The organism is Acidovorax sp. GW821-FHT10E03 (assembly GCF_059415205.1).
On record NZ_JBWKMU010000005.1, the window covers coordinates 156,627 to 182,278 of the forward strand.

The following is a 25,652-nucleotide window of genomic DNA, read 5'->3' on the forward strand; positions in this document are numbered from 1 at the left end:
GGAGGGGCGTGGACGGATGTCTGCGCCCCTCTTTTTTGTCTGCGATGGGAGCTCTGGATGGCGGCGTCGGTTCAAGAGCGAGCTGGCGGACGGCCCCAGACTGTCGGCGGTCACGGCGACCCGCTGCCATCAGCGCGATCGCCGCCGAACAGCTCGAACACCATGCCACGCAGCCACTGGTTCACTGGTTCGCGATGCACCTTGGCATGCCAGAACACACTGATCGGTGCCTCGGGCAACTTGACCGGGTGCGTGCGCAATGTCAGCCCGAAGGGCTCGACCAGCTTGAGTGCCAGGAGCTCGGGCACCGTCGCCACCAGCGCCGTGCCTTGCAGGATGTGGCCCACACTGACAAAGTGCGGCACGCTCAGCCGCACAAGGCGGTCGATGCCGGCCTTCTGGATCAACTCGTCGACTTTGCCATGCCCCGTGCCCGCGGCGACGATCACCAGGTGCTCCGCCGCCTTGTAGTCGGCGAGCAGCAGCTTCGGCCGGTCCAGCGTGTGGCCCTTGCGGAACAGGCACACATAGCGCTGGCGAAACAGCCGCCGCTGGAAGAAGCCCGCCTTGAGCTGGGGCAGCAGGCCGATGGCCAGGTCCACCTTGCCAGACTCCATATCGTCGCGCAGATTGGTCGCGTTGTTGCGCACGGTATTCAGCGTCACACCGGGCGCTTCCCGCCCCAGGCGCTCCAGCAGCGCTGGAAGGAAGACGATCTCTCCAATGTCCGTCATGCCGATGGTGATGGTGCGCTTGAGCGTGGCCGGCGTGAACTGCATGCGCTGGTTCAGTCCACTGTGGATCATGCCCAGCGCGTATCCGACCGGTTCGCCGAGTTGTTCGGCAAAGGGCGTGGGCACCATGCCGCCCGACGTGCGCAGGAACAACTCGTCGCCGAAGATTCGGCGCAGCTTGGCCAGCGCATTGCTGACGGCAGGCTGGGTGAGGCCCATGTTGTCGGCCACCTTGGACACGCGCCGCTCGACCATGAGTTGCTGAAACAAGACCAGCAGGTTCAGATCGATGTCAGATAACTCCATCGCCACTCCATCAGTGCGGGTGATATGAAGCGGCAATGGTATTGCAGCCGATGATTCTTATGCACAATCGCATGAATGATCTCGCAGCCCGCCCGCCATGGACATTCTTGTTCAGCCGCTTAACCGCGTGATCCGTGCCGCACCGGGCGTGAATCTGCTCGACGCCCTGCGCGCGGCGCAGGTTCCGATGTCCTATTCCTGCCTCTCCGGCCGCTGCGGTATCTGCCGCTGCCGGGTGCTCGATGGCGAGGTGTTCGATGGGGGGCGTGAGCAGCAGCGCCCGCTGGACGGCATGGACGGTGCCGTGCTGGCCTGCCAGACCTATGTGACCGAGGCCTGCACGATCGAAGTGCCGGCGCCCGAGGAGGCCGTGGTGCACCGGGCGCGTGTGGCCAAGGCCACTGTCGCGGCCATCGAGCCATTGGCGGTCGACATCCGGCGCCTGCTGCTCAAGGTTAGCAAGCCGATCGCATTCTCACCGGGCCAGTACGCGCAGATCGCTTTCACGCCGGCCCACGTGCGTCCTTATTCCATGGCGAGCTTGCCGGGCGAAGAGCTGCTGGAGTTCCACGTGCAGCTGATGCCCAGGGGCCGGGTCAGCGGCTACATCGTGGATCAACTGAAGGCAGGGGATGCCGTCAAGGTCAGCGGGCCGTTGGGTGCAGCCTATCTGCGCCAGCAGCACACGGGGCCGATACTGTGCGTGGCGGGGGGCACGGGGCTGGCACCGGTGCTTTCGGTGGTGCGTGGCGCCGTGGCCGCCGGCATGCGCAACCCCATTCACCTGTACTTCGGAGTGCGCTCGCCACGCGAGCTGTACGGCCTCACCTGGCTGGACCAGCTGCGCCACGCACACCCTGCGCTGCAGCTGCATGTGGTGGTGGCCTCGGGCGCGGACCCTGCGGCGCAGCGGCGCGGGCTGGTGACCCAGGCCATCGAACAGGACCACGCCAGCCTGCGCGGCTGGCATGCGTATCTGTGCGGCTCACCGCCGATGGTGGAGACGACCACGCTGGTGGCGCTGGGCAAGGGCATGGAGCCGGCCCACATCCATGCCGAGGCCTTTTACATGCAGGGCGACTGAGGTTCAGCCCGCATCGGGCTGCGCACTGGGCGCGGCTTGCCGGAATGCGTCCAGTTGCCCGCAGGCCAGGTCCACCGCCTGCACCCGCGGCCAGCGCGCCAGGTCGACCTTGAAGCGGCGCGCGCTCTCCACCTGCGGCACCAGGTAGACATCGGCCAGCGTAGGGTGCTTGCCAAAGCAGAAGTCGCCACGCCGCCGGTCGCTCGCGAGCAGTGTTTCGATGGCGTCGAAGCCCGCGCCGATCCAGGTGCCGCACCAGTCGTTCACGGCTGCCTCGTCCGCGCCAAAACGGTGGCGCAAGGCTTCCAGGATGCGCCGGTTGTTGACCGGGTGGATATCGCAGCCCACGATGGCCGCGAGTGCGCGCACCTGGGCACGCTCTGCGGCATCGGTGGGGAGCAGCGGCGGACTCGGATGGCGCTCTTCGAGCCATTCGATGATCGCCGGCGACTGGGTCATCAGGCGGTCGTCCGTCTCCAGGACCGGCACGAACTGCTGTGGATTGATCGCCTTGAAGGCCTGCGCCAGATGCTCCTCGCGCCGCAGATCGACCGCGACCTGCTCGTACGAAAGGCCTTTCAGGTTCAGCGCGATGCGCAGGCGGTGGGACGTTCCACTGCGGAAGAAGGTGTAGAGCTTCATGGTCAGTCCAGAGCGATCTTGGCGCGCTTGACGACATCACCGAACGTGCGCGAATCGCGTTCGATGGCGCGGATCAGCTCGCTCGGCGGGCCAATGTAGGGCTCGAATCCGAACGTCGCCAGGCGTTCCCTGACCTCGGCGGTCGCGAGCACCTTGCCCACATCGGCATTGATCTTCTCGATCGCCGCCTTCGGTGTGCCGACAGGAGCGAACAAACCCACCCAGGTCTTCACCTCGAACCCCGCCGGCCCGCCCGCCTCGCCGACGGTCGGGATATCGGTGAAGCCCGCCAGACGCTTGGGTGCGGCGAGCGCCAGGAACTTCACCTTCTTGGCCTGGTACATCGGTCCGGCCGTCGCCGCCGTGCCGAACGCCCACTTGATGTCACCGGTGGCGACGGAGGTGTAGACGTTCCCCATGTCCTTGTAGGGCACGTGCATCATCTTCGTATCGGTCGCGGCTTCGAGCATCGCCGCACCCACGTGGGCCACGCTGCCGATGCCCCATGATCCATAGGTGATCTCGCCGGGTGCCGCCTTGGCTGCCTTGATCAGGTCTCCCACGTCTTTCCACGGCGAATTGGCCGCCACCACCACGAAGAAGTTGGTGAAGTACACCGGTGCCACCGGCTCGAAGTCCTTCAGCGGGTCGTAGGGCAGTTGCTTGAACACATGCGGCTGCAAGGCCATGTGCGTGTTGTCCACCTGCAGCACGGTGTAGCCGTCAGGCGCTGCGCGTTTGGCGTCGCTAATGGCGATGAAACCGTTGGCGCCCGGCTTGTTGTCGATGACCAGTTGCTGGCCCCAGTGGCGCGACAACCTCTCGCTGAGGATGCGCATCACCGCGTCCGGGCCGCTGCCCGGGGAATACGGCGCGACGGACCGCACGGGCTTGGCGGGGTATGTCTGCGCCGCTGCGCCGGGCAAGCCCGCAGCGGTCAGCAGGGCCCAGGCGCAAAGCGCAGCGGCCGTGCGGGAAATGGAAGTACGGATGGCTGTGGTCATGGCTATGTCTCCTTGTCATTGGGCCGGAATCGGCCTGTTGTTTCGTGGCTGATCGGTGGGGTGGGCAAGCGCGGCATGCGGGCCGGAGGCCTCCGGCTCAACCGGTGGTCTGGGCGCGGTGGGCGTGCAGCGCCTCGAAAATCGGCGCGTCGCTGAAACGGAAAAGGTCGAGCGCACCCGAGGCGGATGCCTGGGCCGAGAACGGCTGCCACGACGGCACCACGAACAAGTCGCCACGCGCCACGTGCCAGGTGCGCTCTCCCACGGTCACGGAGCCACTGCCGTCGAACACCTGGAACACGGACGAGCCCACCTCGCGATGGACGCGCGTCGCGCCGCCCGCGCGCACGCGGTGCATCTCGGTGCGCATCGTCGGCAGCACGTCGCCGCCGGTGGCAGGGTTGGTAAAGCGCACCGCCGCATGCCCCGGGCTCAGCGTGCCGGCCTGGCCTTCGGCCTCCAGGGCGAGCTGATCGGCCAGCGCGCGGTGGGTGTCCACCCAGCGGTAGGCCAGGAGCGGGGTGGCGGGCTGCGCTCCCGGCATCGAGACGGGGCGCAAGCCGGGGTGGCCCCAGAGCCTTTCGGAGTACGAACGCTCCGCCGTGGTGCGCTCGGCGGGCGAAATCCGCTCGCGCCCGACCTCGAAGAACTGGCTCTCGGTGTAGTACGAGAACGGAATGTCCAGGCCATCGATCCAGGCCATGGGCTCGGTGGCGGCGTTGTGGTGGGCGTGCCAGTTCCACCCTGCCTGCGGCAGGAAGTCGCCGCGCGACATGCGCACCGCATCGCCATTGACCACCGTCCAGACGCCCTCGCCCTCCACCACGAAGCGGAAGGCGTGCTGCGTGTGCCGGTGCTCGGGAGCATCTTCACCCGGCATCAGGTACTGGATGGCGGCCCACAGCGTGGGCGTGGCGAACGGACGGCCGCCCAGCGCCGGGTTGGCCAGCGCGATCGCGCGGCGCTCGCCACCGCGGCCCACGGGCACGATCTCGCCGGCCTGCGCGGCCAGTGCCTTCAGCCGGTCCCAGCGCCACAGGTGTGGCACGGCCTTGGATTGGGGTTGCCGGGGCATCAGGTCGCCGATCTCGGTCCAGAGCGGCACCAGCAGTTCCTGCTCGAAGCCTCGGTAGAGCTCCTCCAGCGCGGGCGTGGGGTCGGGCTGGCCCCGCCCCGCCACGGCATGCAGCCGCACGGGGGAAGGCGTCAGGTCGGTGGTCATGGTGGGTTTGTCTCCTTGATTCATCGTTGTGTCACTCCGCCGGGCCGACGTGGAGCACGATGCTGCCCACGCCGTCGATCTGGCCGTCGATGCGGTCACCTGGCTGCACCGGGCCCACGCCTTCGGGCGTGCCGGTGAAGATCAGGTCGCCGGGCAGCAGGTGGTAGAACCTGGACAGGTCGGCGATCAGCTCGGGGATGTTCCAGATCAGCTTGGACAGGTCGGACTTCTGGCGTACCTTCCCGTTGACCGACATCGCCAGCTCGCCCTGGCTCAGGACGGCCTGCTGCATCGGCACGATCTCCGAGACCACGGAGGACTGCTCCACGTCCTTGCCCAGATCCCAGGGCCGGCCTTTCTCGCGCGCCACCAGCTGCAGGTCGCGGCGCGTCATGTCCAGGCCGCAGGCATAGCCGTAGATGAGGCGCGGTGCCTCGGCCTCGGGCACGCGAAAGCCGGGCGCGCCGATGGCCACCACCAGTTCCATTTCGTGGTGGTAGTCCTGGGTGCCCGGCGGGTAGGCCACGGTGGCACCGGACTCGACCAGTGTGGACGGTGCCTTGGTGAAGTAGAACGGCACCTCGACCGACTTGTCGACCGGGCGCCCCATCTCGACCGCATGCGCGTGGTAGTTGCGGCCGACAAAAAACAGCCGCTGGATGGGCAGGCGCTCGCTTCGGCCACGCACCGGCAGCGCGTAAACCGGCGGTGGAGTCCAGAGATAGGTGGTGGAGGTCATCGGGGTTTCCCTTTTTTGAAAGTGGTGGTGGGGTGGGTTCAGGCCTTGGGCAGTAAGCAACGGGCGCCTGGTTCACAGCTTGGACATCGGCGTGCCCAGGTCCGCCAGGCGTTCGGTATCGACGGGCCTGCGCTGCTCGATCAGCCGGCGCGCGAAGCGCAGGTCGCGCGCCGCATTGGGGCCGATGGCGGCCTGGACCACGTCGCCGGCCAGGTAGAACAGCACGAAGCCGCCGCTGGCCTGGTCGCCGCGCTGCACCACACGGTGCGCGGGCGTCGGCACGCCGTAGATCTGCAGATTCATGCCGTACTGGTCGGACCAGAACCAGGGCAGCGGCTGGTAGTCCACCGCGTGGCCCAGGGCCGAGCGCGCGGCAGCGATGCCCTGGTCCTGCGCGTTTTGCCACGACTCGAGCCGCAGCCTGCGCCCGGCCCAGGGGTTGAGAGCCACGGCCACGTCGCCAGCGGCCAGGATGTCGGGGTCGGACGTGCGGCACCGGGCATCGACCAGCACGCCGCCTTCGCAGGCCAGGCCCGCCTCGCGCGCCAGTTCGTCGTTGGGCACCAGGCCGATGCCCAGCACGATGGTGTCGGCCGCGAGCACGCTGCCATCAGCGAGCAGCACTTCCGAGCGGCCATCCGCCGCGCGCGCAAAGCCTAGGACTCCAGCGCCCAGCACAACGCGGGTTCCCTGAGAGTGATGCAGCGCCAGCAGGTACTCCGATATCGCGGCCGGTACGGTGCGTTCGCACAGGCGGCCCTGCGTCTCGACGACCACGACGTCAGCGCCCCGCTGGCGTGCCGTGGCCGCCACCTCCAGGCCGATCCAGCCGCCGCCCACCACCACCACCACGCGGCCGGGCATAAGCGCGGGCGCCAGCGCCATCGCATCTTCGATGGTGCGCAGTGTGTGCAGCGGCACCTGGTCGGCCCCGGGCACAGCGAGTCGGCGGGCTCGCCCTCCGGTGCACAGGATGAGCTTGTCGTAGGGCACCGCTTCGCCATCGGACAGCAGCACCTGCCTGGCGGCGCGGTCAATGCGGCGCGCCTGCACCCCGGGCCGCCATTGCGCACCCAGGGCGTCGAAGGCCTCGGGCTTCATCAGGCGCGTCGTCTCGGGCTGTGCGGCGCCAGACAACACCGCCTTGGACAGCGGTGGCCGCTCGTGCGGCGGGTGGACCTCGTCACCGATCAGCACGATGCGGCCTGTGAAGCCTTCGCGGCGCAGCGTCTGCGCGGCCCAGCCACCGGCCTGGCCGGTGCCGACGATCACGATGGTGTGGATCGGGCGGGCGGCCGCGCCTTCATCCGGCAATGCGGCGGCCGCAACCTCTGGTCGCTTGGCAGTCATGGGCTTTCCTTGTGAGGGCGGTGGCGCTCAGTCGAAGGCCAGCCAGACGCGGCCGCCCTCGATCTTGACGGGGTAGCTGCGCAGGGGCTCGGTCACCGGCGCGCAGGTGGGCTGGCCGGAGCGCACGTCGAACTTGCCCTGGTGCAGCGGGCATTCGATCTCGTGCCCTTCCAGGAAGCCGTCGCACAGCCGTGCATGGCCGTGGGTGCAGACGTTGTCGGTGGCGAAGACCTCGCCGTCCACGCCATACAGCGCGATGTCCCGTCCTGCAACGGCCAGGCCCATCACGTCATCCTGCGGCACGTCGTCCCGCGCGGCGGCGTCAATCCAGTTCGTGGTCATGGCAGTTCCTCAGATGGGGTAGATCAGCGAATTGGGGATCATCTCGCTGTCGTAGATGACCAGGCGCGAAGCGAACTTCAGGCCCTCTGGCGTGCGCACCACCTCATCGAGCGTACGGCCCACGTTGAAAACGGTGGACTCCTTGGACAGGCGCGTGCGCAGTACCGCGTAGTTGGCCTCGCTGTGGATGCGGCCATCGGCACCGACCTGGTGGACGAGCGGCGCACCCACCACGTGGCGCTGGTAGTAGGGGTCGTGGAACAGCGTCTCGCGGATGCCATAGACGCGGTCCTTCAGCATGCCCTTGCTGTCGAAAGCCAGTGTGGCGAGTGGAAAACCGCGTTCGTGGTTCTCGCGCGGCTGCAGCTTGTAGGTGCAGTCATCGATGAAGAACTCCGGCCAGGCATCCCAATCGGCGGCGTCGAGCGCACTTGCGTAGCGGGCATAGAGTTGCGTCAGTTCGTAGTAGGTCTGGAACTCCATGGTCACGCCTCCATCACCTTGCGCCAGTATTCGTACATGCCGCGGATCAGCGTCTCCGTGACCATGTGGTCCGTGTCGCCGACCTCCCGGCCACCGAGTTCGGCCAGCGTGCGGTGCGCGGGGTTGGTCTCGAAGCCTTCCTGCGACCACTCGATGACTTCGCCATCGTCGGCCGACACGAAGCCCGCCGGGCCGAAGAGGTTGGCCTGGCGCAGGCGGCGCTGCGTCATCTCTTCGCTGTCGTCTTCGAAGCCGAAATGCGTCCAGACGAAATCGAAGGCGCCCTTGCCGTCCGGCTGGATGTGGCGTGTGGACACGCTGTTGACCTGCTGCTGGAAGATGACGCTCGGAAACACGGTCATCATCACGGCCGTCGGTGCACCCCACCAGTCTTCGTGCACGATGTCGAGAAAGCGCGGGTCGTTCAGTTCCATGCCCGCCTTGAAGCTGGACACCTGGGTCACGTCGGCCGCCTTGCCGGCCGCGCCGCGGGTGGACACCATGGCCGCATGGCGATGCTGCGCGTCCATCAGCAGCTGGGACTTGTTGTCGGCGCGCCAGAGACCGAAGGTGACGAACCAGGTGTGCAGCAGGCCTGGGTGGTAGGGGTCCTTGATGTTCTCCTGCATCAGCTTCCAGTTGCCTGGAATCCGCTGGCGGTTGTAGCCCAGGATCGTGAGCTTGCGGCCGTCGAACAGACGGTCGAAGTAGCCCAGGATCGCGGGCCCCAGGAAGTCCTCCAGCGGCTCCACGCCATGGTCGAATGACGCGAACACGACGCCACCGCGCGTGGCGACCTTGAGCTTGGTCAGGCCATGCTCGGCAGGATTGAAGTCCGCCGGCATGCCGCCATTGACCTTGCCATCCTGCTTGACGCCGCGCCGGAACGGCACGCCCTGCAGGTCGCCCGACAAGGTGTAGTTCCACTGGTGGTAGGGGCAGGTCAGGCTGTCGCGGTTGCCGTGCCGCTCGCGGCAGAACGCCATGCCGCGGTGCGCGCAGACGTTTTCCACCACATGGATCGAAGCATCCTTGTCACGCACCAGCAGCACGGAGCGTTCGCCGATGACGGTGCGCTTGAAATCGCCCGCGTTGGGGATCTCGGCTTCCAGGCCCACGTAGCACCAGTGGCCGTTGTAGAACAGCCGGTCGAGTTCTTTGCGGTACAGGTCTTCGTCGGTGTAGGCCTGGAACGGGATGCGGCTGGTACCGTCCGTCTCCCAGCGGATCTGCCGGGGAAAGACGGTGACGGGGCATTCATGCATGGGCGTCTCCTTTGTTGTGCTGGTCGGTGGTTCCGATGCGGGCTGCATTCCAGCGCCTGGGGACGGATCATTCGCCGCCAAGCTATATCAGTCAATGGAACATGAGTGATGTTTAACATCACTGATATGAATATTGCTTTCGGGCACGGCCTGGGGGCCTTGTTGTGGGTGGAAGGTGAACAAGGGCGGCGCAGCATGACGGTGTCCGGGCCAGGCGCGGGTCGCATGGAGCTGCTCCCACCGCGTGTGTCGGCGCGCTGCTGCGCCGCGGCGGTCAATAATCACCCACACAACCCAGAAAGAGTGCAATGAACCACCAGTCGCCGCGTCTTGCCGTCACGGCTTTGTTTTTCAGTGCGCTCTTTGCAGCAACCGCATCGGCGCAAGTCGCACCGGTCATCGCCAAGAGCTTCAACCCGTCAGTGGTCGCGCCCAACGGCAATTCCATCGCGACGATCACGGTGACGAATCCAAACGTTGCCGTGGCGCTCAACGACGTTCAATTCAGTGACACCATGCCGGCGGGGATCGATCTCATCACCCAAACGGGCGGCACATGCAGCACGCTCGCGACGGGGGGAGGCATGTTCTCCATCAACCCCGGCGCGGAGACCTTTTCCAGCAGATCGAACGTGCTTGCCGGAGGCCAGTCCTGCACGATTACCGTCAGTGTTCGGGGGACAGTCATCGGCGCGCACGTCAACACGACGTCGCCAGTCACGTCCAGCAATGCCCCGCCTGGCGCCGCCGCATCGGGAACGCTCACCGTGATGGCGGCCAGTGTTCCCGCCCCTGTGCCAACCTTGTCCGAATGGATGGTGATGTTCCTTGCTGCCGCACTGGCCATGGCGGGCGCCCTCAGGCTGCGGGCGTACGCAGCCTGAGTTTCGGAGGCTGGGCCGCAGCCCCGATCCCCATATCTTGCGTGCGGCGTGCGGCGTGCGGCGTGCGCCAGCGCACTTTCGCCGGCCAAGGCGGGGCTGGCTTCGTGGACGGCGAGCCCTGGCCCCTTGCGCCGCTCAGGCGCCCTTGCCCTCGCTGAGGGCGCGCGCTTCGCTGTCGGCCGTCAGGGGAGCTGCACCGTCACGGGTGCGGACAGTGGCCCCTCGTTGCCCGCGGCATCCAGCACGCTGATCTGGTAGTAGTGGCTGCCGAGCGGCGGCGCGACGTCGGTGTAGCCCGAGCCGGTCACCGTGGCAATCGCCACGCCGTCGCGGTAGACGCGGTAGCGCGTGGCGCTGTCCGCGATGAAGGCCTGCTTGACGGCCTGCATCTGCGGATTGCTGTTCGACTGCGGCAGGTAGCCATAGTTGATGGTCCACACCAGTGTTCCGCCCAGGCCCTGCTCGCGCACCCATTTGCCCTTCTCGGCGATGGAGCGCTCGTCTTCGAAGCTCAGGTAGGTGACCGGCGTGTTCGTGCCGCGGTTCCAGGGTGGCGAGTAGGTCATGTAGCCTTGCTTGGCCACGTCGTCCCAGTGGTACGTGGCGCCCGCGCGGTTGAAGGCGTTGTCGTTCACCAGGCGCTGGTAGTTGTTCTCCCAGTCGCCGTTGTTCATCCAGCCTTGCATGCCGTCCATGCTCTGGCGCGGACCGGTGACGGGATGGTTGTAGTACGCACCGTACAGGCCGATGCCGATGCCCAGCCTGGAGCGCGCGATGCCCATGTCCAGATAGGCCTGCACCGTCGATTCGATCGAGGTCGGGTACAGATCGCCCGCACCGGACAGCGGCGAGTGGTGCCACGACTGCCAGCCCCAGTCGCCGGCCATGCTGTAGGTCATCAGATTGAAACGATCGACTGCGGCGGCCACCTCCGCGTGCCAGGGCGTGATGTCGGGGTCGTTCTTGTTGACCCAGAAGCCGGGCCAGCTCAGCTCCAGCGGCGCGTTCGGCGCCTGGTAGCGGGCACGCAGCGCCGAGGCGGCGCGCAGCTCGCGCAGCAGCGCCAGGGCCTGGGCGCGGGTAGCCACCGTGTCGAGGTTCTCTTCCCAGTCGATGTCCACGCCGTCGTAGTTTTTCTGCACCGCCTTGTCGAGGATGTTCTTGATGAAGCGCGCGCGCACCGTGGCATTGGCGGTGGCGGCAACAAAACCGGGCCCGTCGCTGTCTCCGCCCACCATCATCACCGCCTTGGCGCCCGCGGCGTGGGCCTTGGCGATCAGCGCGTCCTCCACGTTGGCCAGATGGCCCGAGCCGGCGCCCTCCAGCAGGTCGCCCGCCCGGCCGCCGGGCAGTGAACCGAGCGCGGGCGCATAGCGGCCGAAGACGAAGTGCGTCATGGTGCCCATGTCCACGGCTTCGGGCGGGTAGGTTTCCCAGAACCAGCCCGCGTAGTAGCCGTTGACCCATTTGCCGCTCTGGGCGGCGGGGTTCCATCCCACGTTCACCCCGCGGCTGGTCCTGGCGGCCGTCACGCCGCCCACGGGTGGCAGCGGATTGGTGGCCTCCACCGCCACCTGGGTGGTGGCGGCCACGCTTTGGCCCGCGGTGTTGGTGCAGGTCAGCGTGTACGCCGCGTTCGCTGCGGGGCGCACCAGTTCGTTGCCCTCGGCCGCGCGCGGCCCGCTCCAGCCGCCCGATGCCGTGCAGGTGGTCGCGTTGTGGGCCTGCCAGGCCAGCTGGGTACTCTGGCCCGCCATGATGCGTGCGGGCGTGGCACTGAAACTGCCGATGGTGGGGGGCTGCTGTGCCTTGCGCACGGTCACCGTGGCCGATGCGGCCGTGGTGGCGCCAGCCGCGTTGCGGCAGCTCAGTCCGTAGGTGGTGGTGACGGTGGGCCGCACGCTGGTGCCGCCGGTGCCTGCCTGTTCTCCGCTCCAGCCCCCCGTGGCGGTACAGGCCGTGGCGTTCTCCGTGCTCCACGAGAGGATGCTGCTGTTGCCCGCCTCGATCACGTCGGGCTGGGCCGTGAAAGCCTGGATGCGTGGAGGCTGGGGCGGTGGCGTGTTCGGCGCCGTGCCGTCGATGAAGAGCTGCGCGAGTCCTTCGCCGCCCGCCTCGAAGTACTCCATGCGCACGGTGTGGCGCCCCTCGGACAGGCGCACGGACGCCGTGTCCATCGTGATGCCGTGCACGGTCCAGTTGTTGATGATGCGCTTGCCATCCACGAACACGCGCACGCCGTCGTCGGTGTATGTCGTGAACCTGGCGGCGCCCGCGGCGAACGGCAGGCTTGCGGTCCAGCGCGCGGAGAAGCTGTCCACCGGCAGCCTGGGGGCCGGGCTGTCGGTCATCCAGTAGTAGTCGATGGGGCCGCTCTCGCAGCGCTCCAGCACGGCAGCGCCCGCCAGCTTGGTGTTGGGAAAGTACTCCGCCAGCCATTGGCCGGGGGCGCATTCCAGCGCGAAGGCCTGGGTGCCGGCCAGCAGCAGCGAGGCGGCCAGGGCGCGTGGGATCCAGGGGTGGGAGGTAAGGTTTTTCATGGTGTTCCTGGCCGCCAGCGCTTTTCTGGAAAGCGCTGGCAGCTCTCTTTTTGATAGTTAAACAACAACAAATCGGCGTGCGCGCAGGCCGGCCAGCAGCATCAGCGCGGCGAGCAGCAGCACGCCCCATTCGCTCAAGGTGGGAATGGCCTGCGCGCCGCCCGGATCGACCACCGGCCCGGGCGCGGGCGCCACGCCGCCCGTGGGCGGGGCCGATGCGCTGCCGCCCGTGTTGCTGGCCGTGACGGTGAAGGTGTAGGTGACGCCGTTGGTGAGGCCCGTCACGGTGCAGGTGGTGGCGGGGTGCTGCACGGTGCAACTGGCGCCGCCGGGCTGGGCGGTGACGGTGTACGACGTGGGCGCGGTGCCGCCCACGGGCGCCTGCCAGCGCACGGTGACCTGCGCGTTGCCGGGCGTGGCGGTCACGTTGGTGGGGGCGTTGGGTGCGCCTGCCGGCATCACTTCGATGGGCACCGAATCGGACGCCAGACCGTTGACGAACACCGTGGCGCGATACAGGCCGGGCGCCATGCTCGCTGGCAGAAGGCCGGTGACGATGACGGTTTCGCTGCCGCCATTGGGGCGGGTGCGTGCGATGGGCAGCCACACCACGGCGCCGCCGTCTTCGCCTTGAAGGCGCACCAGCGGCACTTGCGTGGCCGATTGGCCGGTGCCGCCGCTGCTGGCTTCGACGGCGCCTACCATGCGCAGACCCGACAACTCTGGCGTGTCACTGCGGGACATCCGGCCCGGGTAGGACGTGATGCGGGGGCGACGGGCATCCGCCACGGCGCTAGGGTTGCCGTAAAGCAAGGCGGTGGCGATGGGGCCGCCGGCGTTGATGCCACCGGTGATGAGCACTTCGCCGTTGGCCAGCAAGGTGGCGGTGTGGTCGGTGCGCGCCTGCGGCATGGCGTCCACGGCCTGCCAAGTGCCGGTGGCAGGGTCGTACAGCTCGGCGCTGGCGACGGGGCCGAAGGGGGCCGTGGTGCTCGAGCCGCCGGTGACGAGCACGCGGCCATTGGGCAGTGCAGCGGCGCGGTGATAGACACGGCCCGTCAGCAGGTTGCCCGTGGCCTGCCAGGTGTTGGTGGCGGGATCGAAGATTTCAGCGCTGGTGCCCGAGGCCGCGGTACTGCCACTGCCGCCAGCCACCAGCACACGCCCATCCGGCAGCAGCGTGGCGGCGTGCCCGGCGCGCATGTGAGTCATTGCGGAGGCGGGCGCCCAGGTGCCGGTGGCGGGGGTGTACAACTCGGCGCTGCTATGGATGCTACCTGCGTTGCGGCCCCCGGTCACCAGGACGCGGCCATCGGGCAGCCGTGTAGCGGTGTGATGCCGGTCGCGGGGCTGGATCATGTCTCCCGTGGCCTGCCATTGGAGGGTGGCAGCGCGATAGACCTCTGCGCTGCTGGCGGCGCCGTAGCCCGTGCCGCCCGCGATGAGCACGTCGCCACTGGGTAGTACGGTGGCGGCGTGGGCGGCGCGGGGGCGCAGCAGGGGCGAGGTGCGCGTCCAGCTCGCCGTGTTGGCGTCGTAAATTTCGGCGCTGTCCAGGGCGACGGAGCCGTTGTAGCCGCCCGCCACGAGCACAAAACGGTCATTGGGCAGCAGGGTTTGCGTGTGTTCGACACGGGCATCGTGCATGGCCGTGGTACTGCTCCACTGCGCGGTGCTGGGGCTGTAGCGCAGCGCGGTATTGCTGACCGTGCTGCTGTTGCCCACGGTGCCGCCTGCGATCAGCACCTCGCCATTGCTCGACACCCGTGAGGCGGTGTGGAGCTGGCGCGCCGCGGCCAGGCTTGCGGTGTGGCGCGCGGCCAGGGTGTTGAGCTGCAATAGTTCGACGTTCGCCAACGCGCCGCCCCCCGCGCCCTCGCCGCCCGCCACCAGAACCTCGCCGGTGTGCAGCAGCAGCGCGCTGTGCTGGCCGCGTGCCTGCGCCATGGGGGCATAGACGCTGCCCAGGCCCGCAGCGGGGCTGAAGATTTCCACCGCCGCCATGGGCGTGCCACCGGCGTCGTCCGCGCCGCCCGCCAGCAGCACGCGCCCGTCGGGCAGCAGCGCGGCGCTGTGCTGGGTGCGCGCAACCTGCAGGGCGCCGCTGGCCGTCCAGGTGTTGGCGGAGGGGTCGTACAGCAGGGTGTCGCCCAGCGCGCCGCCGCCGTCGTTGCCGCCGGCCACGAACACGCGGCCGTCGGGCAGCAGGGTGGCCGTGTGGTTCACGCGGCGCGCCGGCAGCGGCGCGGCGGCGGTCCAGGTGCCGGTGGCGGGGCTCCAGAGTGCGGCGGTGTTGGTGACGCTGTCGCCGTTGTCGATGCCGCCCGCCACGAGCACGCGGCCGTCGGCGAGCAGCGTGGCCGTGTGCTGGCGCGCGCCCATGCCGGGCATGGAGCCGGTGCTTTCCCAGGTGCGGGTGGCGGGGTCGTAGATTTCGGCGGACTGCAGGCCGTCTTGCCCGGCGGTGCCCCGGCCACCGGCCACGAGCACGCGGCCGTCGGGCAGCAGCGTGGCGGTGTGCTGGCGACGGCGCAGCGCCATGGTGCCGGCGGTGGCGCTGACGGCGCCGGCCTGCGGGTCGAAGGTGGCGGCTTCGCGCACCGATGCGCCGGTGCCGCCCTCTCCGCCCGCGATCAGCACCGTGCCGTCCAGGAGCGGCGTGGCCGTGTGGCCCGCGCGCGGGCCGGGCAGGGCGGGGCCGCTGGTCCAGCGGCCCGTGGCGGTGTCGTAAAGCTGCGTGCTGGCCAGCACGCCGCCGCCGCGCCCCCCGGCGAGGAGCACGCGGCCATCGGCCAATTGCGTGGCGGTGTGCTGGTAGCGCGCGCCGGTGAAGCTGCCGGCAGCCTGCCAGCCCGCGGCGTGCGCGGTGCTGGCAACGCCCAGGCACAGCGCGGCGGCGTGCAGAACGCGACGGGCCGTGTCGGCCCATGCGGGGGTGGTCATTGGGGGGTCTCCTGAGAGCAAGCAGAAGCCCGCGATTCTTGGAACGCCCGTGCTTTCTGCCTATCGGTCACCTGACCGATGCACGTGCATTTGTTGGCAAATCGTCGCGCAAGTGGCGTGGGGTATCCCGAGGGGGAATGGCGCGCGCCGCGGCGGCCCCGCACAATCGGCGCCGCCGGGATAGGCGTGGCCCCACGCTTTCCCGCCGCGCGTGGGGCGCAGCCCCCAGTGAGCGGCTTTTGAGCCTGGGGCGGCCCGGCGATGAGAAAAAAGGAAACACGCTTGCATCACGCATTGACCGAACTGCTGGGCACCGTGGCCGACGAGGCGCGCTGGGGCGAGGCGCTGCACGGCTATGCCACCAGCCTGGGCGCGGACCAGATAGGCTGGTTCGTGCTGGCCAGCGGGCCGGAGCAACTGGCGCAATGGGGTCCGCGCTTTGCCGAACACCCGGACCCGGGCTACTGGCTGCACACCCCCTCGGCCGAGGGCGCGCCCGCGCTGGTGGGCCGGGGCGTGACGGCCGAGGCCACGCTGCGCTACGCCGCGTTGTACCGCGAGCAGGACCCGCTGTGGGATGCCGCCATGGCGGGCTACGCCCAGGCCGGTCCGGGCGGCATCTCGGTGGTGACGGATGCGCCCGCCCCTGCGGCACGGCGCTTTCGGCAGACGGCGTTCTACAACGACTTCCTGCGCCCGCACGACATCGGCACGCGCATGTTCGGCGGCGGGTGGAATGCGCGGCACCCGGGGGGCCACCTGTTCGCGTCGGTCTATCGCCTGCGCGACGACGAGGGCTTCACGGTCGAGCAGGCGCGGCGCTTCCATGCGGAGTTCGGCGCTCTGCAACACGCCGCCTTCCTGCACCGCGAGATGTTGTCCCTGCGCACGCGCACGCAGGGGCTGGAGGCACTGATGGAGCGCCTGCCCATGGGCATGCTGTTCTTCGGCACGGGCGGGCGCCTGCTGCACGCCAACGCCCGCGCGCGGCACCTTGCCGCGAGCCCCGGGCACGGCAGCCTGCGCAAGCTGCTCACGGGCATTGCCAATGTGCGGCAGGCGGACGCTGCGCTGGGCGCGCTGTTCACGCAGTCACTGCATGGTGAAAGCGGCTGCGCCGAGTTGCCGGGCGGGCTGCTGCTGGTCTCGTTGGCCGTGGGCGATCTGGCGGCGCTGGGCCTGAACCACGCGGCCCCCGGCGTGGCCTGGGTGCTGATGGAGCGCACGCTGGACGCGGCGGCCGCCGCTGCCCTGGTGTGCCAGGCCTACCGGCTGAGCCCGGCCGAGGGCGCCCTGCTGCTGGCGCTGATGCGCGGCCAGACCCCGCAAGACTTTGCCGACGCGCGCGGCGTGCGCATCCGCACCGTGCGCACGCAGATGAGCACCCTTCTGCTCAAGACCCGCACCCAGCGCCAGCAGGACCTGGTGGCGCTGGGGGCGCGGCTCATGCTGCTGGCGCCGGGGCAGGCCGCCGATGGGGCGGTGGCAGCGAAGGTGCGGACCACAGCGCCCTGAACGGCGAAGCGGGACATGTGCCGCCCCGGGGGGGCGTGGAGTCAGGTGCGCAGGGTGTGGCCCAGGTCGTCCCAGCCGCTGGTGCCGGTGGCTGCAAAAATGGTGCGCAAGTGCTTCTTCAGCGCGGCGCTGCCCACGCCCGTGCGCTCGGTGCAGTCCGTGCGTGCATGGCCCAGGCCGGCCAGCAGGGCAATTTCGCGCTGCAGCGGGCTCAGCGGCAGTTCGAACACGCGGCGCACCACGCCGATGCCGCGCGGGCGCAGCAGCTGCAGGGTGACCAAGAGTTGTTGTGCCCCGCCCGCCACGGGGTGCAGGGTATGGGCGTCGGCCGCCAGCCAGCCACCCGGCATGGGAATGCGCTCGGCGCCCTGCGGGGGCTTGCCCAGGCGCCGGGGGAGATCGTGCAGTACCGCCGTTGCCGCCGTGCCGTGCACGCCCAGCCCGAGAAGATTGGCTTGCCGCAGCAACTGGATGGCGGTGGTGTCGGCGAGCTGCGGCTGCTGGTTGGCCGCGTCGAACAGCACATGGCCCACCGGGCTGTTCAGGCCGGCGTCCCAGGGGCGGGCAGGGGGCGTGTGCGGGAAGGCCCGCGCGAGGCTGGCCGATGCGCGCTCCAGCAGCGCGGCCTCTGCGTCGCCGAAGCCCTTGCCTGGGGCGCGGAACAGCGCGGCAATGGCACGGGTGCGGCCTTGCGCTTCCACCCGCAGGTCCAGCGTGTGGTGGTGGCCGCTGGCGCGCACGAGGAGGTTGTAGGAGTTGGAGCGGAAATAGCGGGCATCCGGCGCCATCAGCCTGCCGACGCGCGGACCATCGGGCCGGGCGAGGGCGAGCACATTGGTTTCGTGGGGGCCCACGAACAGTTGCTGGAACTCGTTGAGGAACAGGTCTTGCGCCGATGCAGGGGAATCCTCGTGGTGGAAGCCTTCCGGCAGGCCCTGCCCGTCCATCCAGAACAGGGCCGCCGCATCGGCACCCACCAGCATGCGCAGCACGGCGCACACCTCGGGGGCCACGGGCGCGAGGCCGAGGCCCAGGCCGCAGAGCATGTCCAGCTCCTGCCACAACCGCTGCCGGGATGCGGCCGTGAGGGCTGGGGAGGATGGCCGCGAATTCATGGGGTGAGGGGGAATGCAAGTCGGGAAGGGGGCATTATGGGATCCCGCACATTTTTTTCAGCACATGGTCGATTTGCGACCGTCAGCTTCGTCGTCAGTGCATCACCACCCTCAAAGCACCTCCGTATGAAATACCTCGGCCTCGCCTACTTCACCCCCGAAAAATTCGCCGCGATGGCGCCGGACGACGTCCAGGCGCTGGTGCGCCAGTGCCCCCCGCTGGACGAGAAGATGCGCGCTACCGGCAAGGTCCTGGTGTCCGCGTCGCTTGGCGACCTGGACAACTGGGCAACGCTTCGCCCGCTCGGCGGCAAGACGCACGTCAGCGACGGGCCGTACACGGAGTCGAAGGAAGTGGTCGGCGGCCTCTTCATCATCGAGGCGGACAGCCGTGAGGAGGCGCTGCGCATCGCCTCCATGCACCCGGCGGCCACGCTGGGCGAAGAGGGCGGATGGGCCATCGAGCTCATCCCCATGGATTTCTACCTGGCCCGGTGAGGGCCCGGGCGCCTGTCGCCAGGGTGCTTCGGGGGCTCTCCCCACTAAGACCCGGCATGCGGTGCCTTCTGCCGCGCCTCATGCCCTGCGGCGGCGCAGCACTCCCAGGCCCGCCAGCAACGCGGACAGCAGCACCCACCCCGTGCTGCCCAGCGCGGGCACCGGCGTGGCGCTGGGCGCCAGAAGGGCCGGCGTACAGGGGCTGTTGAAGGGCTGTGGCGGGCTCCAGCGTGAAAGCTGCTGCGTCTGCACGCCCCCCGAAGCGTCGTGCACGCTGCGGTTCTGGGCGGCATCGGAGAACACGTTGTTGATGCCGTTGGCGAACCAGTGCGCCGGCACGGTGTGCGTGATGCCCGTGCTGCTGAACGATGCGCCCGCCGGGTCGCCATTGATCTCGGTGAACATGCCGGTCAGCACGCCGGCGCCATCGGTGGTGGCGCTGCCCAAGGCCAGCGTGGGCGCGGAGATGGCAAGGTCCTGCACGAAGCCCACGTTGCGCGCGTCGTTCATGCGCCAGAAGGTGCACCTCAGGTGCGCCCCGGTCCATGCCTGGTTGGAGGCGGAGTTGCCCCCGTTGTCGAACACGAAGGTGACGCTGTAGCTCTGGCCGCTGATGATCTCGGGGAAGTCGGTGGTCGAGATGGTCCCGGTGTAGGTCGTGGCGAAGGGCGCGGCCTGGGCGGCGCCCGGGAGGCCGATGGCGCAGGCCAGGAAGGCGGTGGCGAGCCTGCTGCGGTGGTTGCGGAGATGGCGCATGGAGGTTCCTCGGGCTGGATGGCGGGCGGGTGTGATGGCCCGCGGCGCCAGCGGTGGTGCTTCAATTTTTATAGCTGCTTGCGCTTGTGTGGAAAGCGCTGGAGGCCAAAAAGCCTCAAACCTGCCTGCGCCGCAATGCCCGCAGGCCCAGCGTGGCGGCGGCCAGCGACAGCAGCGCCAGCGCCCATTGGCCCAGCGTGGGCACGGGGGTGGCCGGCCCCGGGGGCGCGCCGTTGCACTGCGCGTGCCAGGGTGTCTCTCCGGTGGCGGCGTCCCAGTCGGTGCTGGCCGACGGGGGGAGTGGATTGGGGCACAGGATGGACTGGCCCGTGAGCAGCGAGTTGGGCGCCGTGGGCAGGGGGCCGGTGAGCTGGTTCTGGTCCACCACCAGGACCTGCAGGCCGGGAGGCAGTGCGGGGATGGGCCCGGTGAGCTGGTTCTTCTGCACGGACAGGATTTGCAGCGCAGGCATGCCGGCGAGCGGCGGGATGGCGCCGGTGAGCTGGTTGTCGCGCACGAGGAACCATTCCAGGGCGGGCAGGCCGGTGAGCGGTGGCAGCGGGCCGGTGAAGGCATTCATCGCGGTGATGTAGCGCGTGAGGTGCTGCAGGCCCGAGGGGTCGGGCAGCGGGCCCGAGAACTGGTTGTTTCCCACGTTGAAGAACGCCAGCTGGGTCAGCCCCGCGATGGGCGGCACGGGGCCGGTCAGGCCGCCGCCGGTGAGGCTGATGGACGTGAGGTCCGGCAGCGCCGCCCAGTCAGGCAGCGGCGTGCCGGGTGGGGTGCTGGACATGGCGTTGGAGACGAATGTCATGCCGGTGACCGTGGTCTCGCCCGCGTCGCAGGCGATGCCCGCCCAGTTGCACTCGGTGCCCGGCACACCGCCCCAGCCACTGTTGTTGAGCCAATTGGGGCCATTGGTGGCGAAGTAGAAGTCCATCAGGTACTGGCGCTGCGATGGAGGAATGGCGGCCTGCGCGCTGGTGGCGGCGAGCAGGGCGAGGGTGGCGAGGAGCCGGGCAGGTATGAAAGCGGTCATGCCGGCGATTCTTGGGAATGCGCCGCGCCGCGTCGTTGCCGGCAACGACAATCGCCTTGTTCAAAACGACATGTGCGCGCCCGTGGCGCACGCCGTGTCAGGCCGTTGCGCGCACGTCGGTGGGCGTCATGCCGAAGCGCCGCCGGAAGGCCCGGCTGAAGGCGGAGAAGTCGTCGAAGCCGTTGTCCAGCACGATCTGCAGCACGCGGCGGTGGCGCTGGCCGGGGTCGGCCAGCGCGGCGCGCACGCGCTCCAGCCGGGCGCCGCGCACGAAGTCCGAAAAGCAGGTGCCCTCGCGCGCGAACAGGCGCTGCACCTGGCGTGGCGTGAGGTGGTGCAGGCGGGCGATCTGCGCCAGGCTCAGTTCGGGCTGGGCGATGCGCGCCAGGATGTCGCGCTGGATGAGCGCCAGGCGCGGCACGTCCACCGCGTCGCTCCCGGGAGGCTGCGTGCCTTGCCCTGCAGGCGTGAGCATGCTGGCCATCAGCTCCTGCAAGTGCGAGCGGGCCGATTGCAGCAGCGGTTCGGAGAGCGCGGGGCTGCCGGCCAGCAGTTGCGCATAGCCCATGGCCAGGGCGGGCTCGGGCATGTCGGAACGCAGCAGCCGCAGCGGTGCTTCTTCGAGCCGCGCCACCTGCTGCGCCAGGGCGGCCCGGGGCAGCTGGAGGCTGGCGGTCTGCCCGCCCCAGAGATGGATGAACTCGTGCGCGCGGGCCTTCGAGTGCAGGACGAAGCCACCCGCCGGTATCTCCAGGTCGCCGCCTGTGGTGCGGATGGCGCAGCCGTCCTGGGTGGTGGTGAGCAAGAGGTCGTCCGCCCCGGCCCCCAGGTGCGCGGGCTTGTGTTCGAAATGCGCAGGCGTGTGCGCGCTGTGCGCATAGGCGGCCCCTGCCCCGAGGGGCATCAGGGTGACGGTGAAGTCCAGCGGGGCGGCACCTTCGCAGGGCCACAGGTCCACGCGCATCAGCGCGCGGCCAAACAGCTCGCGCAGCGCCTCGGCCTTGTCGCGCCCCGTGTAGTCGCGAGAGGAAATTCGCAGGCGCTGGGGAAGGTCGGGCGTTTGCTGCATGGGATTGACGGCAACGGATGGCGGCTGTGCGAGGCAGGCAGTTTAAGCCGGCGGTGGTGGCTTGCAAGGCCGCCGCCCCAGCGCTGGATCTCCAGGGTCTCCCCCATGCCGGGAAAAACGCGTGGCCTTCGTCATCTCGCGCTTTCTCCTGGTGCCAACAAAAAGGGCTCCCAAAGGGAGCCCGATCTGCCTGCCCGCCCCTGCGGTTCAGTTAACACTCCCCATGGCAGCAGTACCCGCAAATGCAAAGTGCCGCCACCGTGGGAAGTCCCGCAACTGCTTCAATCCAACTCAAGCAGTTGGTCTGCCCATTACATGGCGCTGAATTCGCCCGAAGGGATCTGGCCGGTGCGCACGGCTTCGGCAGCCTGGGCACGCACTGCGGCGCGGTCGGCGGTGGACTTGTAGGTCACCACACGCGAACCGGCGGGTTCGATGGAGCGGGTCTGTGCCACGGTGGCGGCTTCGGCTTGCACTTCGGCGCGCGTGCGGTTCGTCTCGAACTTGGTGGCGAACTGCGAAGCATCGGCTTCATCGGCCTGGGCACCGAAAGAAGCGAAAGCAGCCACAGCGGCGATGGAGAGGAAACGTGCGGTCGTGTTCATGATGAAAATCCTTGAAGTTAAAAAAGCGTCTCAAAAAAGCCGGGACAAAAACCATTTCTGAACCGGGTTCGGTGAGTCGCCTTGCGGGTTCGGCTCATCGATGGGTTGAACTGTACGCCTGGGGTATCCAAAGAAAAACCACCTGGTCGCGAACTAACTGTTCCAGTATTGAGAACAATCATTCCGCCTCCGGTAGAGCCCCTGCGCGCCGCGAACCCGGATGTCACAATGCCTCGACAGGAGGAGACAGAACGTGCACACAGAATTCCAGCAGACGCGCCGCGCGGCGCTCATTGCGGTCGCGGCCACGTTGGCGGCATGCGGTGGAGGCTCGGGCGACGGCGAGGCGCCGCCAGAGGTGGGGCAGGTGATCAACTCGACCATGAAGTCGGCCTTCAATGGCAGCACGTACCCCATCCAGGTCTTTTTGCCGCAGGCCTATGCCACGGGCACAACCACGCTGCCCGTCATCTATGCGACCGAGGGCGATGCGCAGTACGGAGGGCCCAATATCTCGCGCTTTGACACGTTCAAGGCGGTGATGCAGCGGCTGGGTACGCAGGCCATCCTGGTGGGCATTGGGGGCACTGCATGGCGGGGCATCGACTTCCTCATGCCCGGTGCGGCCAGGTACCTCGACTTCATCGTGAAGGAACTGGTGCCCGCCGTGGAGCGCCAGTACCGCGCCGACCCCAGGCGCAGGGCCCTCTCAGGCTTGTCCCATGGGGGCTACTTTGTGGTGGCGGCATTCATACTGGAGGCCCGCGCAGGCGTGGCGCCCAGCTTTTCACACTACCTTTCGACCGAATGCAGCGTGGGCGAGCACACCAGCCCCGCCGGCGTGCTGGCGTTTGAAAAGCAGATCGACGGCAAGCCCCTGCCCACAACGCTGTTCCTGGCGGGTGCGAGCGGCGGCAATCACCCGCTGGTCAGCATCCCCCTCTTCAATCAGATGGCCTCGCAGAGCCTGCCGGGCCTGGTGATGCACAAGGCCGAGTACAACACCACGCATGTGGGGGCGGACGTGCCCGCGTTTGAAGAGGCGCTCAAGCGGTTCGTGTCCTAGGCCCGCCCGCAGGCCGCGGCGAAAGCCCCATCCCTGCGCGGTGCTCGCAACCCTTGGCCCGCAGGACCCGGGGTGCCAAAAAAACTTGCGGCCAGGTGGAGATTTGACGATATTGAGGTGCCGTTCCCGCCGGCAAGCCACTGGCAAGCACCGTTGCGCGTAGCGGCGGGCGGCGTCTTTTTGGAGGATGTTGCATTGAAGTGTCCCCCCATTCTCGAGTCGGAAGCAGCCCGCCTTCAGGCGCTTTCCGACTACGGACTTGATGGTGATCGCCCTTTGCCAAGCCTTGACTCGGTCGTCCAGATCGCGGCCAGGATCTTCGGCATGCCCGTTGCGGCCGTGAACCTCATTGGCGACGACCATGTGTTCTTCGCGGCCAGCACAGGGTTCGAAGGCCAGCGCGTGGACATGCGGCGGGACGTATCGTTCTGTGCGCACGCCATCGCCAGGAATGAGGTCATGGTGGTGCCGGACGCGAGCCGGGATGCGCGTTTCTATGACAACCCGCTGGTCACCGGATTCGCCGGCGTGCGGTTCTATGCGGGAGTGCCGCTGTACTCCCCTGGCGGGCTGGCGCTGGGCGCGCTGTGCGTGATCGACAGTGTTCCCCATTTCGACTTCTCGGACGACGACCGTGCGCGGCTCGCGGATCTCGCGCAGATGGCCTGCGACCGTCTGGAATTGCGCAGGCTGGAACACTCCACCGAACGCGCCCGGCGGCCCTTCGAGGACGATGCGCGAACCTCGCCCACGGCGGTGGTCTGGTTCGATGAGAGCTTGCGTGTCATGGCATGGAACAAGGCCGCCGCGTCCATCTTCGGCCATGTCCCGGCGGACGGTCCGGGCCGCCTGGTCGTGGATTTCCTGGCGGAGCGCCACCGCGCCGCGGTGGGAGGCCTCATTGCGCAGGCCGCCGCCGCCGGCACGGCGGACGGGCTGGTGGTTCCCGACGGCCTGGCCGGGGTGCGCAAGGACGGCTTGGAATTCCCGCTGGGCGTGGCGCTTTTTTGCTGGCGTGACAAAGGCAAGCTGACCTTCCACGCCCATCTGCAGGACCTGTCGAGCCACCCAGGGCAGTCTGCGGAGCTCCGGCGGCTGTCCACGACCGACCTCCTCACGGGATTGGCCAACCGCGCGAGCTTGTACCGGCGCATGGAAGAAGCACTGGCGGGATCCGCCGGGGCATGCCTGCTGCTTGTCGACATCGACGGCTTCAAGGACGTGAACGACACCCTGGGACATGGCGTGGGCGACGGTGTCTTGCGCGAAGCGGCCCAGCGCCTGGTCGAGTGCGTGCCTTCGCTGGCCACCGTGGCGCGCACCGGCGGCGATGAATTCGCGGTTCTCATCCCCGGCTGCACCAGCCATCGGGAATCGATGGCGGCGGCCCGGAGCATCGTCGACAGCCTTGCCGAGCCCATCAGCGTGAACGTGCACGAAATCCGCATCACCGCGAGCTGCGGACTGGCCGCGGCGCCGGGCGATGCGCAGGAAGCACTGGAGCTTTTCAGCAACGCGGACCTCGCCCTGTTCAAGGCCAAGAGCTATGGGCGAGGGCAGGTCTTCGCGTATGCCGCGACTCTGCGCATGGAGGCGACGGCCCGGAGGCTGTACAGCATCGAGCTGCACCGCGCCGTCAGCGAGGGCGAGTTCGTGCTGTTCTATCAGCCCCAGATCAGGCTCAGCGATGGCTCCCTGCGCGGTGCGGAGGCCCTGATTCGCTGGCAGCACCCACAACGCGGGTTGCTCTCGCCCGCTGCATTCCTGCCCGCGCTGGAAAACGGGCCCCTGGCATCGGTGGTGGGCTTCTGGGTGCTCGACGAAGCCTGTGCGCAGGCAGCGCATTGGCGCCGCTGCGGCGCCACCGATTTCCGCATCGGCGTGAACCTGTTTGGCGCCCAGTTCCGGGTGAACGACATGGCGGCGGAGGTGGCTGCCACCTTGCAGAGGCATGGCTTGCCCCCGCATGCCCTGGAGCTGGAAGTGACCGAGAACATCGTTCTCGATGACGATGATCTGGTGCTGGGCGTGCTGGAGAAAATCAAGGGCATGGGCGTCGGCATCGCCTTTGACGACTTTGGCACCGGTTATGCGTCGCTCAGCCTCCTCAAGAAGTACCCGGTGACGCGTTTGAAAATCGACCGTTCCTTCGTCCAGAGCACGCCCGAGTCAGAGCGGGATACCGCGGTGGTCCGCGCCATTCTGGACATGGCCCGGAGCTTCGATCTTGAAACCGTGGCGGAAGGCGTGGAGACCGAAATGCAGCGCGACTACCTGAAGGATTGCGGCTGCCAGGAAGGGCAGGGCTACCTGTTCAGCCGCCCTGTGTCCTCCTACGAGTTTTCCGAGTCCTTCCGCCTGCGCACGGAAAACCGGATGGGCAAGCTTGCATGATGGCCGCCGCGCCAGGGCCGGTATGCCGCAAGCCGCAATGAACCGGAGTCCGACGCC

22 protein-coding genes are annotated in these 25,652 nt (G+C 68.5%); 6 read left to right on the plus strand and 16 right to left on the minus strand.

Translation table 11 applies throughout. The features are described 5' to 3' along the window. Nucleotides 1-110 precede the first annotated feature (110 nt). Nucleotides 111-1,040, minus strand: coding sequence for a LysR family transcriptional regulator (locus AC07OD_RS10505; protein ID WP_218296179.1), 930 nt, complete (start codon nucleotides 1,038-1,040; stop codon nucleotides 111-113). 97 nt (nucleotides 1,041-1,137) lie between these two features. Between AC07OD_RS10505 and AC07OD_RS10510 the strand changes: the two genes are divergently transcribed. After that, nucleotides 1,138-2,124, plus strand: coding sequence for a 2Fe-2S iron-sulfur cluster-binding protein (locus tag AC07OD_RS10510; protein WP_494596511.1), 987 nt, complete (start codon nucleotides 1,138-1,140; stop codon nucleotides 2,122-2,124). A gap of 3 nt (nucleotides 2,125-2,127) precedes the next feature. On the opposite strand, the gene maiA is transcribed toward AC07OD_RS10510, so the two are convergent. The 8 genes from maiA to AC07OD_RS10550 all read right to left on the minus strand — a co-directional run bounded on the left by maiA (nucleotide 2,128) and on the right by AC07OD_RS10550 (nucleotide 9,171). Further along, a complete protein-coding gene (gene maiA, locus AC07OD_RS10515) occupies nucleotides 2,128-2,766 on the minus strand; it encodes a maleylacetoacetate isomerase (RefSeq protein ID WP_218296177.1) in 639 nt (212 codons plus the stop codon). A gap of 2 nt (nucleotides 2,767-2,768) precedes the next feature. Next, nucleotides 2,769-3,770, minus strand: a complete 1,002-nt coding sequence (locus AC07OD_RS10520) for a Bug family tripartite tricarboxylate transporter substrate binding protein (protein ID WP_218296176.1) — start codon at nucleotides 3,768-3,770, stop codon at nucleotides 2,769-2,771. A 97-nt stretch (nucleotides 3,771-3,867) separates the two neighbouring features. Then, nucleotides 3,868-4,992: a cupin domain-containing protein gene (locus tag AC07OD_RS10525; RefSeq protein WP_494596513.1), complete on the minus strand. Its 1,125-nt coding sequence runs from the start codon at nucleotides 4,990-4,992 to the stop codon at nucleotides 3,868-3,870. A 31-nt stretch (nucleotides 4,993-5,023) separates the two neighbouring features. Further along, a complete protein-coding gene (locus tag AC07OD_RS10530) occupies nucleotides 5,024-5,731 on the minus strand; it encodes a fumarylacetoacetate hydrolase family protein (protein WP_218296174.1) in 708 nt (235 codons plus the stop codon). Nucleotides 5,732-5,803: 72 nt separating this feature from the next. Next, a complete protein-coding gene (locus AC07OD_RS10535) occupies nucleotides 5,804-7,081 on the minus strand; it encodes an NAD(P)/FAD-dependent oxidoreductase (RefSeq protein WP_494596516.1) in 1,278 nt (425 codons plus the stop codon). A 27-nt stretch (nucleotides 7,082-7,108) separates the two neighbouring features. Beyond that, a complete protein-coding gene (locus tag AC07OD_RS10540; RefSeq protein WP_492253896.1) occupies nucleotides 7,109-7,423 on the minus strand; it encodes a non-heme iron oxygenase ferredoxin subunit in 315 nt (104 codons plus the stop codon). Between the two features lie 9 nt (nucleotides 7,424-7,432). Continuing rightward, nucleotides 7,433-7,906 (minus strand): aromatic-ring-hydroxylating dioxygenase subunit beta, encoded by a 474-nt coding sequence (locus AC07OD_RS10545; RefSeq protein ID WP_494596519.1) that lies wholly within the window; start codon nucleotides 7,904-7,906, stop codon nucleotides 7,433-7,435. Between the two features lie 2 nt (nucleotides 7,907-7,908). Further along, complete coding sequence (locus AC07OD_RS10550) at nucleotides 7,909-9,171, minus strand: aromatic ring-hydroxylating dioxygenase subunit alpha (protein ID WP_494596521.1); 1,263 nt, start codon at nucleotides 9,169-9,171, stop codon at nucleotides 7,909-7,911. 308 nt (nucleotides 9,172-9,479) lie between these two features. On the opposite strand from AC07OD_RS10550, the gene AC07OD_RS10555 reads away from it, so the two are divergent. Continuing rightward, complete coding sequence (locus tag AC07OD_RS10555; RefSeq protein ID WP_369643397.1) at nucleotides 9,480-10,055, plus strand: IPTL-CTERM sorting domain-containing protein; 576 nt, start codon at nucleotides 9,480-9,482, stop codon at nucleotides 10,053-10,055. A gap of 182 nt (nucleotides 10,056-10,237) precedes the next feature. Here AC07OD_RS10555 and AC07OD_RS10560 read toward each other — a convergent pair whose 3' ends face one another. Together AC07OD_RS10560 and AC07OD_RS10565 are read right to left on the minus strand one after the other, a co-directional pair. After that, a complete protein-coding gene (locus AC07OD_RS10560) occupies nucleotides 10,238-12,595 on the minus strand; it encodes a glycosyl hydrolase family 18 protein (RefSeq protein ID WP_494596524.1) in 2,358 nt (785 codons plus the stop codon). A 57-nt stretch (nucleotides 12,596-12,652) separates the two neighbouring features. Beyond that, the gene (locus tag AC07OD_RS10565) at nucleotides 12,653-15,538 is read right to left on the minus strand and encodes an IPTL-CTERM sorting domain-containing protein (RefSeq protein ID WP_494596526.1); all 2,886 of its coding nucleotides are present in this window, start codon (nucleotides 15,536-15,538) and stop codon (nucleotides 12,653-12,655) included. Nucleotides 15,539-15,820: 282 nt separating this feature from the next. On the opposite strand from AC07OD_RS10565, the gene AC07OD_RS10570 reads away from it, so the two are divergent. Continuing rightward, nucleotides 15,821-17,053: a helix-turn-helix transcriptional regulator gene (locus AC07OD_RS10570; RefSeq protein ID WP_494596528.1), complete on the plus strand. Its 1,233-nt coding sequence runs from the start codon at nucleotides 15,821-15,823 to the stop codon at nucleotides 17,051-17,053. Nucleotides 17,054-17,094: 41 nt separating this feature from the next. Here AC07OD_RS10570 and AC07OD_RS10575 read toward each other — a convergent pair whose 3' ends face one another. Continuing rightward, nucleotides 17,095-18,168 carry a hypothetical protein gene (locus AC07OD_RS10575; protein WP_494596530.1) on the minus strand — a complete coding sequence of 358 codons (1,074 nt, stop codon included), beginning with the start codon at nucleotides 18,166-18,168 and terminating at the stop codon, nucleotides 17,095-17,097. A gap of 126 nt (nucleotides 18,169-18,294) precedes the next feature. On the opposite strand from AC07OD_RS10575, the gene AC07OD_RS10580 reads away from it, so the two are divergent. Next, on the plus strand, nucleotides 18,295-18,666 hold the full coding sequence (locus AC07OD_RS10580) for a YciI family protein (RefSeq protein WP_218296165.1): 372 nt from the start codon (nucleotides 18,295-18,297) through the stop codon (nucleotides 18,664-18,666). Nucleotides 18,667-18,744: 78 nt separating this feature from the next. Here the strand turns inward: AC07OD_RS10580 and AC07OD_RS10585 are convergent, their stop codons facing one another. The 4 genes from AC07OD_RS10585 to AC07OD_RS10600 all read right to left on the minus strand — a co-directional run bounded on the left by AC07OD_RS10585 (nucleotide 18,745) and on the right by AC07OD_RS10600 (nucleotide 22,135). Then, on the minus strand, nucleotides 18,745-19,422 hold the full coding sequence (locus AC07OD_RS10585; protein ID WP_218296164.1) for a hypothetical protein: 678 nt from the start codon (nucleotides 19,420-19,422) through the stop codon (nucleotides 18,745-18,747). 115 nt (nucleotides 19,423-19,537) lie between these two features. Then, nucleotides 19,538-20,461, minus strand: a complete 924-nt coding sequence (locus tag AC07OD_RS10590) for a leucine-rich repeat domain-containing protein (RefSeq protein ID WP_494596532.1) — start codon at nucleotides 20,459-20,461, stop codon at nucleotides 19,538-19,540. A 97-nt stretch (nucleotides 20,462-20,558) separates the two neighbouring features. Beyond that, nucleotides 20,559-21,530, minus strand: a complete 972-nt coding sequence (locus AC07OD_RS10595; protein ID WP_218339766.1) for an AraC family transcriptional regulator — start codon at nucleotides 21,528-21,530, stop codon at nucleotides 20,559-20,561. Nucleotides 21,531-21,841: 311 nt separating this feature from the next. Next, nucleotides 21,842-22,135 carry a DUF4148 domain-containing protein gene (locus AC07OD_RS10600; protein ID WP_369641186.1) on the minus strand — a complete coding sequence of 98 codons (294 nt, stop codon included), beginning with the start codon at nucleotides 22,133-22,135 and terminating at the stop codon, nucleotides 21,842-21,844. Nucleotides 22,136-22,388: 253 nt separating this feature from the next. On the opposite strand from AC07OD_RS10600, the gene AC07OD_RS10605 reads away from it, so the two are divergent. Next, nucleotides 22,389-23,201 carry an alpha/beta hydrolase gene (locus tag AC07OD_RS10605; RefSeq protein ID WP_494596535.1) on the plus strand — a complete coding sequence of 271 codons (813 nt, stop codon included), beginning with the start codon at nucleotides 22,389-22,391 and terminating at the stop codon, nucleotides 23,199-23,201. Between the two features lie 276 nt (nucleotides 23,202-23,477). Then, the gene (locus AC07OD_RS10610) at nucleotides 23,478-25,595 is read left to right on the plus strand and encodes a putative bifunctional diguanylate cyclase/phosphodiesterase (RefSeq protein ID WP_494596537.1); all 2,118 of its coding nucleotides are present in this window, start codon (nucleotides 23,478-23,480) and stop codon (nucleotides 25,593-25,595) included. Nucleotides 25,596-25,652 lie beyond the last annotated feature (57 nt).

What these genes read in the sequence shown, in the direction of transcription:
- AC07OD_RS10590 (WP_494596532.1), bottom strand. Translation starts at nt 20,461, where the DNA reads ATGACCGCTTTCATACCTGCCCGGCTCCTCGCCACCCTCGCCCTGCTC.
- AC07OD_RS10565 (WP_494596526.1), bottom strand. Translation starts at nt 15,538, where the DNA reads ATGACCACCCCCGCATGGGCCGACACGGCCCGTCGCGTTCTGCACGCC.
- AC07OD_RS10555 (WP_369643397.1), top strand. Translation starts at nt 9,480, where the DNA reads ATGAACCACCAGTCGCCGCGTCTTGCCGTCACGGCTTTGTTTTTCAGT.
- AC07OD_RS10525 (WP_494596513.1), bottom strand. Translation starts at nt 4,992, where the DNA reads ATGACCACCGACCTGACGCCTTCCCCCGTGCGGCTGCATGCCGTGGCG.
- AC07OD_RS10595 (WP_218339766.1), bottom strand. Translation starts at nt 21,530, where the DNA reads ATGCAGCAAACGCCCGACCTTCCCCAGCGCCTGCGAATTTCCTCTCGC.
- AC07OD_RS10540 (WP_492253896.1), bottom strand. Translation starts at nt 7,423, where the DNA reads ATGACCACGAACTGGATTGACGCCGCCGCGCGGGACGACGTGCCGCAG.
- AC07OD_RS10520 (WP_218296176.1), bottom strand. Translation starts at nt 3,770, where the DNA reads ATGACCACAGCCATCCGTACTTCCATTTCCCGCACGGCCGCTGCGCTT.
- AC07OD_RS10545 (WP_494596519.1), bottom strand. Translation starts at nt 7,906, where the DNA reads ATGGAGTTCCAGACCTACTACGAACTGACGCAACTCTATGCCCGCTAC.
- AC07OD_RS10560 (WP_494596524.1), bottom strand. Translation starts at nt 12,595, where the DNA reads ATGAAAAACCTTACCTCCCACCCCTGGATCCCACGCGCCCTGGCCGCC.
- maiA (WP_218296177.1), bottom strand. Translation starts at nt 2,766, where the DNA reads ATGAAGCTCTACACCTTCTTCCGCAGTGGAACGTCCCACCGCCTGCGC.
- AC07OD_RS10535 (WP_494596516.1), bottom strand. Translation starts at nt 7,081, where the DNA reads ATGACTGCCAAGCGACCAGAGGTTGCGGCCGCCGCATTGCCGGATGAA.
- AC07OD_RS10585 (WP_218296164.1), bottom strand. Translation starts at nt 19,422, where the DNA reads ATGCGCCATCTCCGCAACCACCGCAGCAGGCTCGCCACCGCCTTCCTG.
- AC07OD_RS10530 (WP_218296174.1), bottom strand. Translation starts at nt 5,731, where the DNA reads ATGACCTCCACCACCTATCTCTGGACTCCACCGCCGGTTTACGCGCTG.
- AC07OD_RS10600 (WP_369641186.1), bottom strand. Translation starts at nt 22,135, where the DNA reads ATGAACACGACCGCACGTTTCCTCTCCATCGCCGCTGTGGCTGCTTTC.
- AC07OD_RS10510 (WP_494596511.1), top strand. Translation starts at nt 1,138, where the DNA reads ATGGACATTCTTGTTCAGCCGCTTAACCGCGTGATCCGTGCCGCACCG.
- AC07OD_RS10505 (WP_218296179.1), bottom strand. Translation starts at nt 1,040, where the DNA reads ATGGAGTTATCTGACATCGATCTGAACCTGCTGGTCTTGTTTCAGCAA.
- AC07OD_RS10575 (WP_494596530.1), bottom strand. Translation starts at nt 18,168, where the DNA reads ATGAATTCGCGGCCATCCTCCCCAGCCCTCACGGCCGCATCCCGGCAG.
- AC07OD_RS10580 (WP_218296165.1), top strand. Translation starts at nt 18,295, where the DNA reads ATGAAATACCTCGGCCTCGCCTACTTCACCCCCGAAAAATTCGCCGCG.
- AC07OD_RS10550 (WP_494596521.1), bottom strand. Translation starts at nt 9,171, where the DNA reads ATGCATGAATGCCCCGTCACCGTCTTTCCCCGGCAGATCCGCTGGGAG.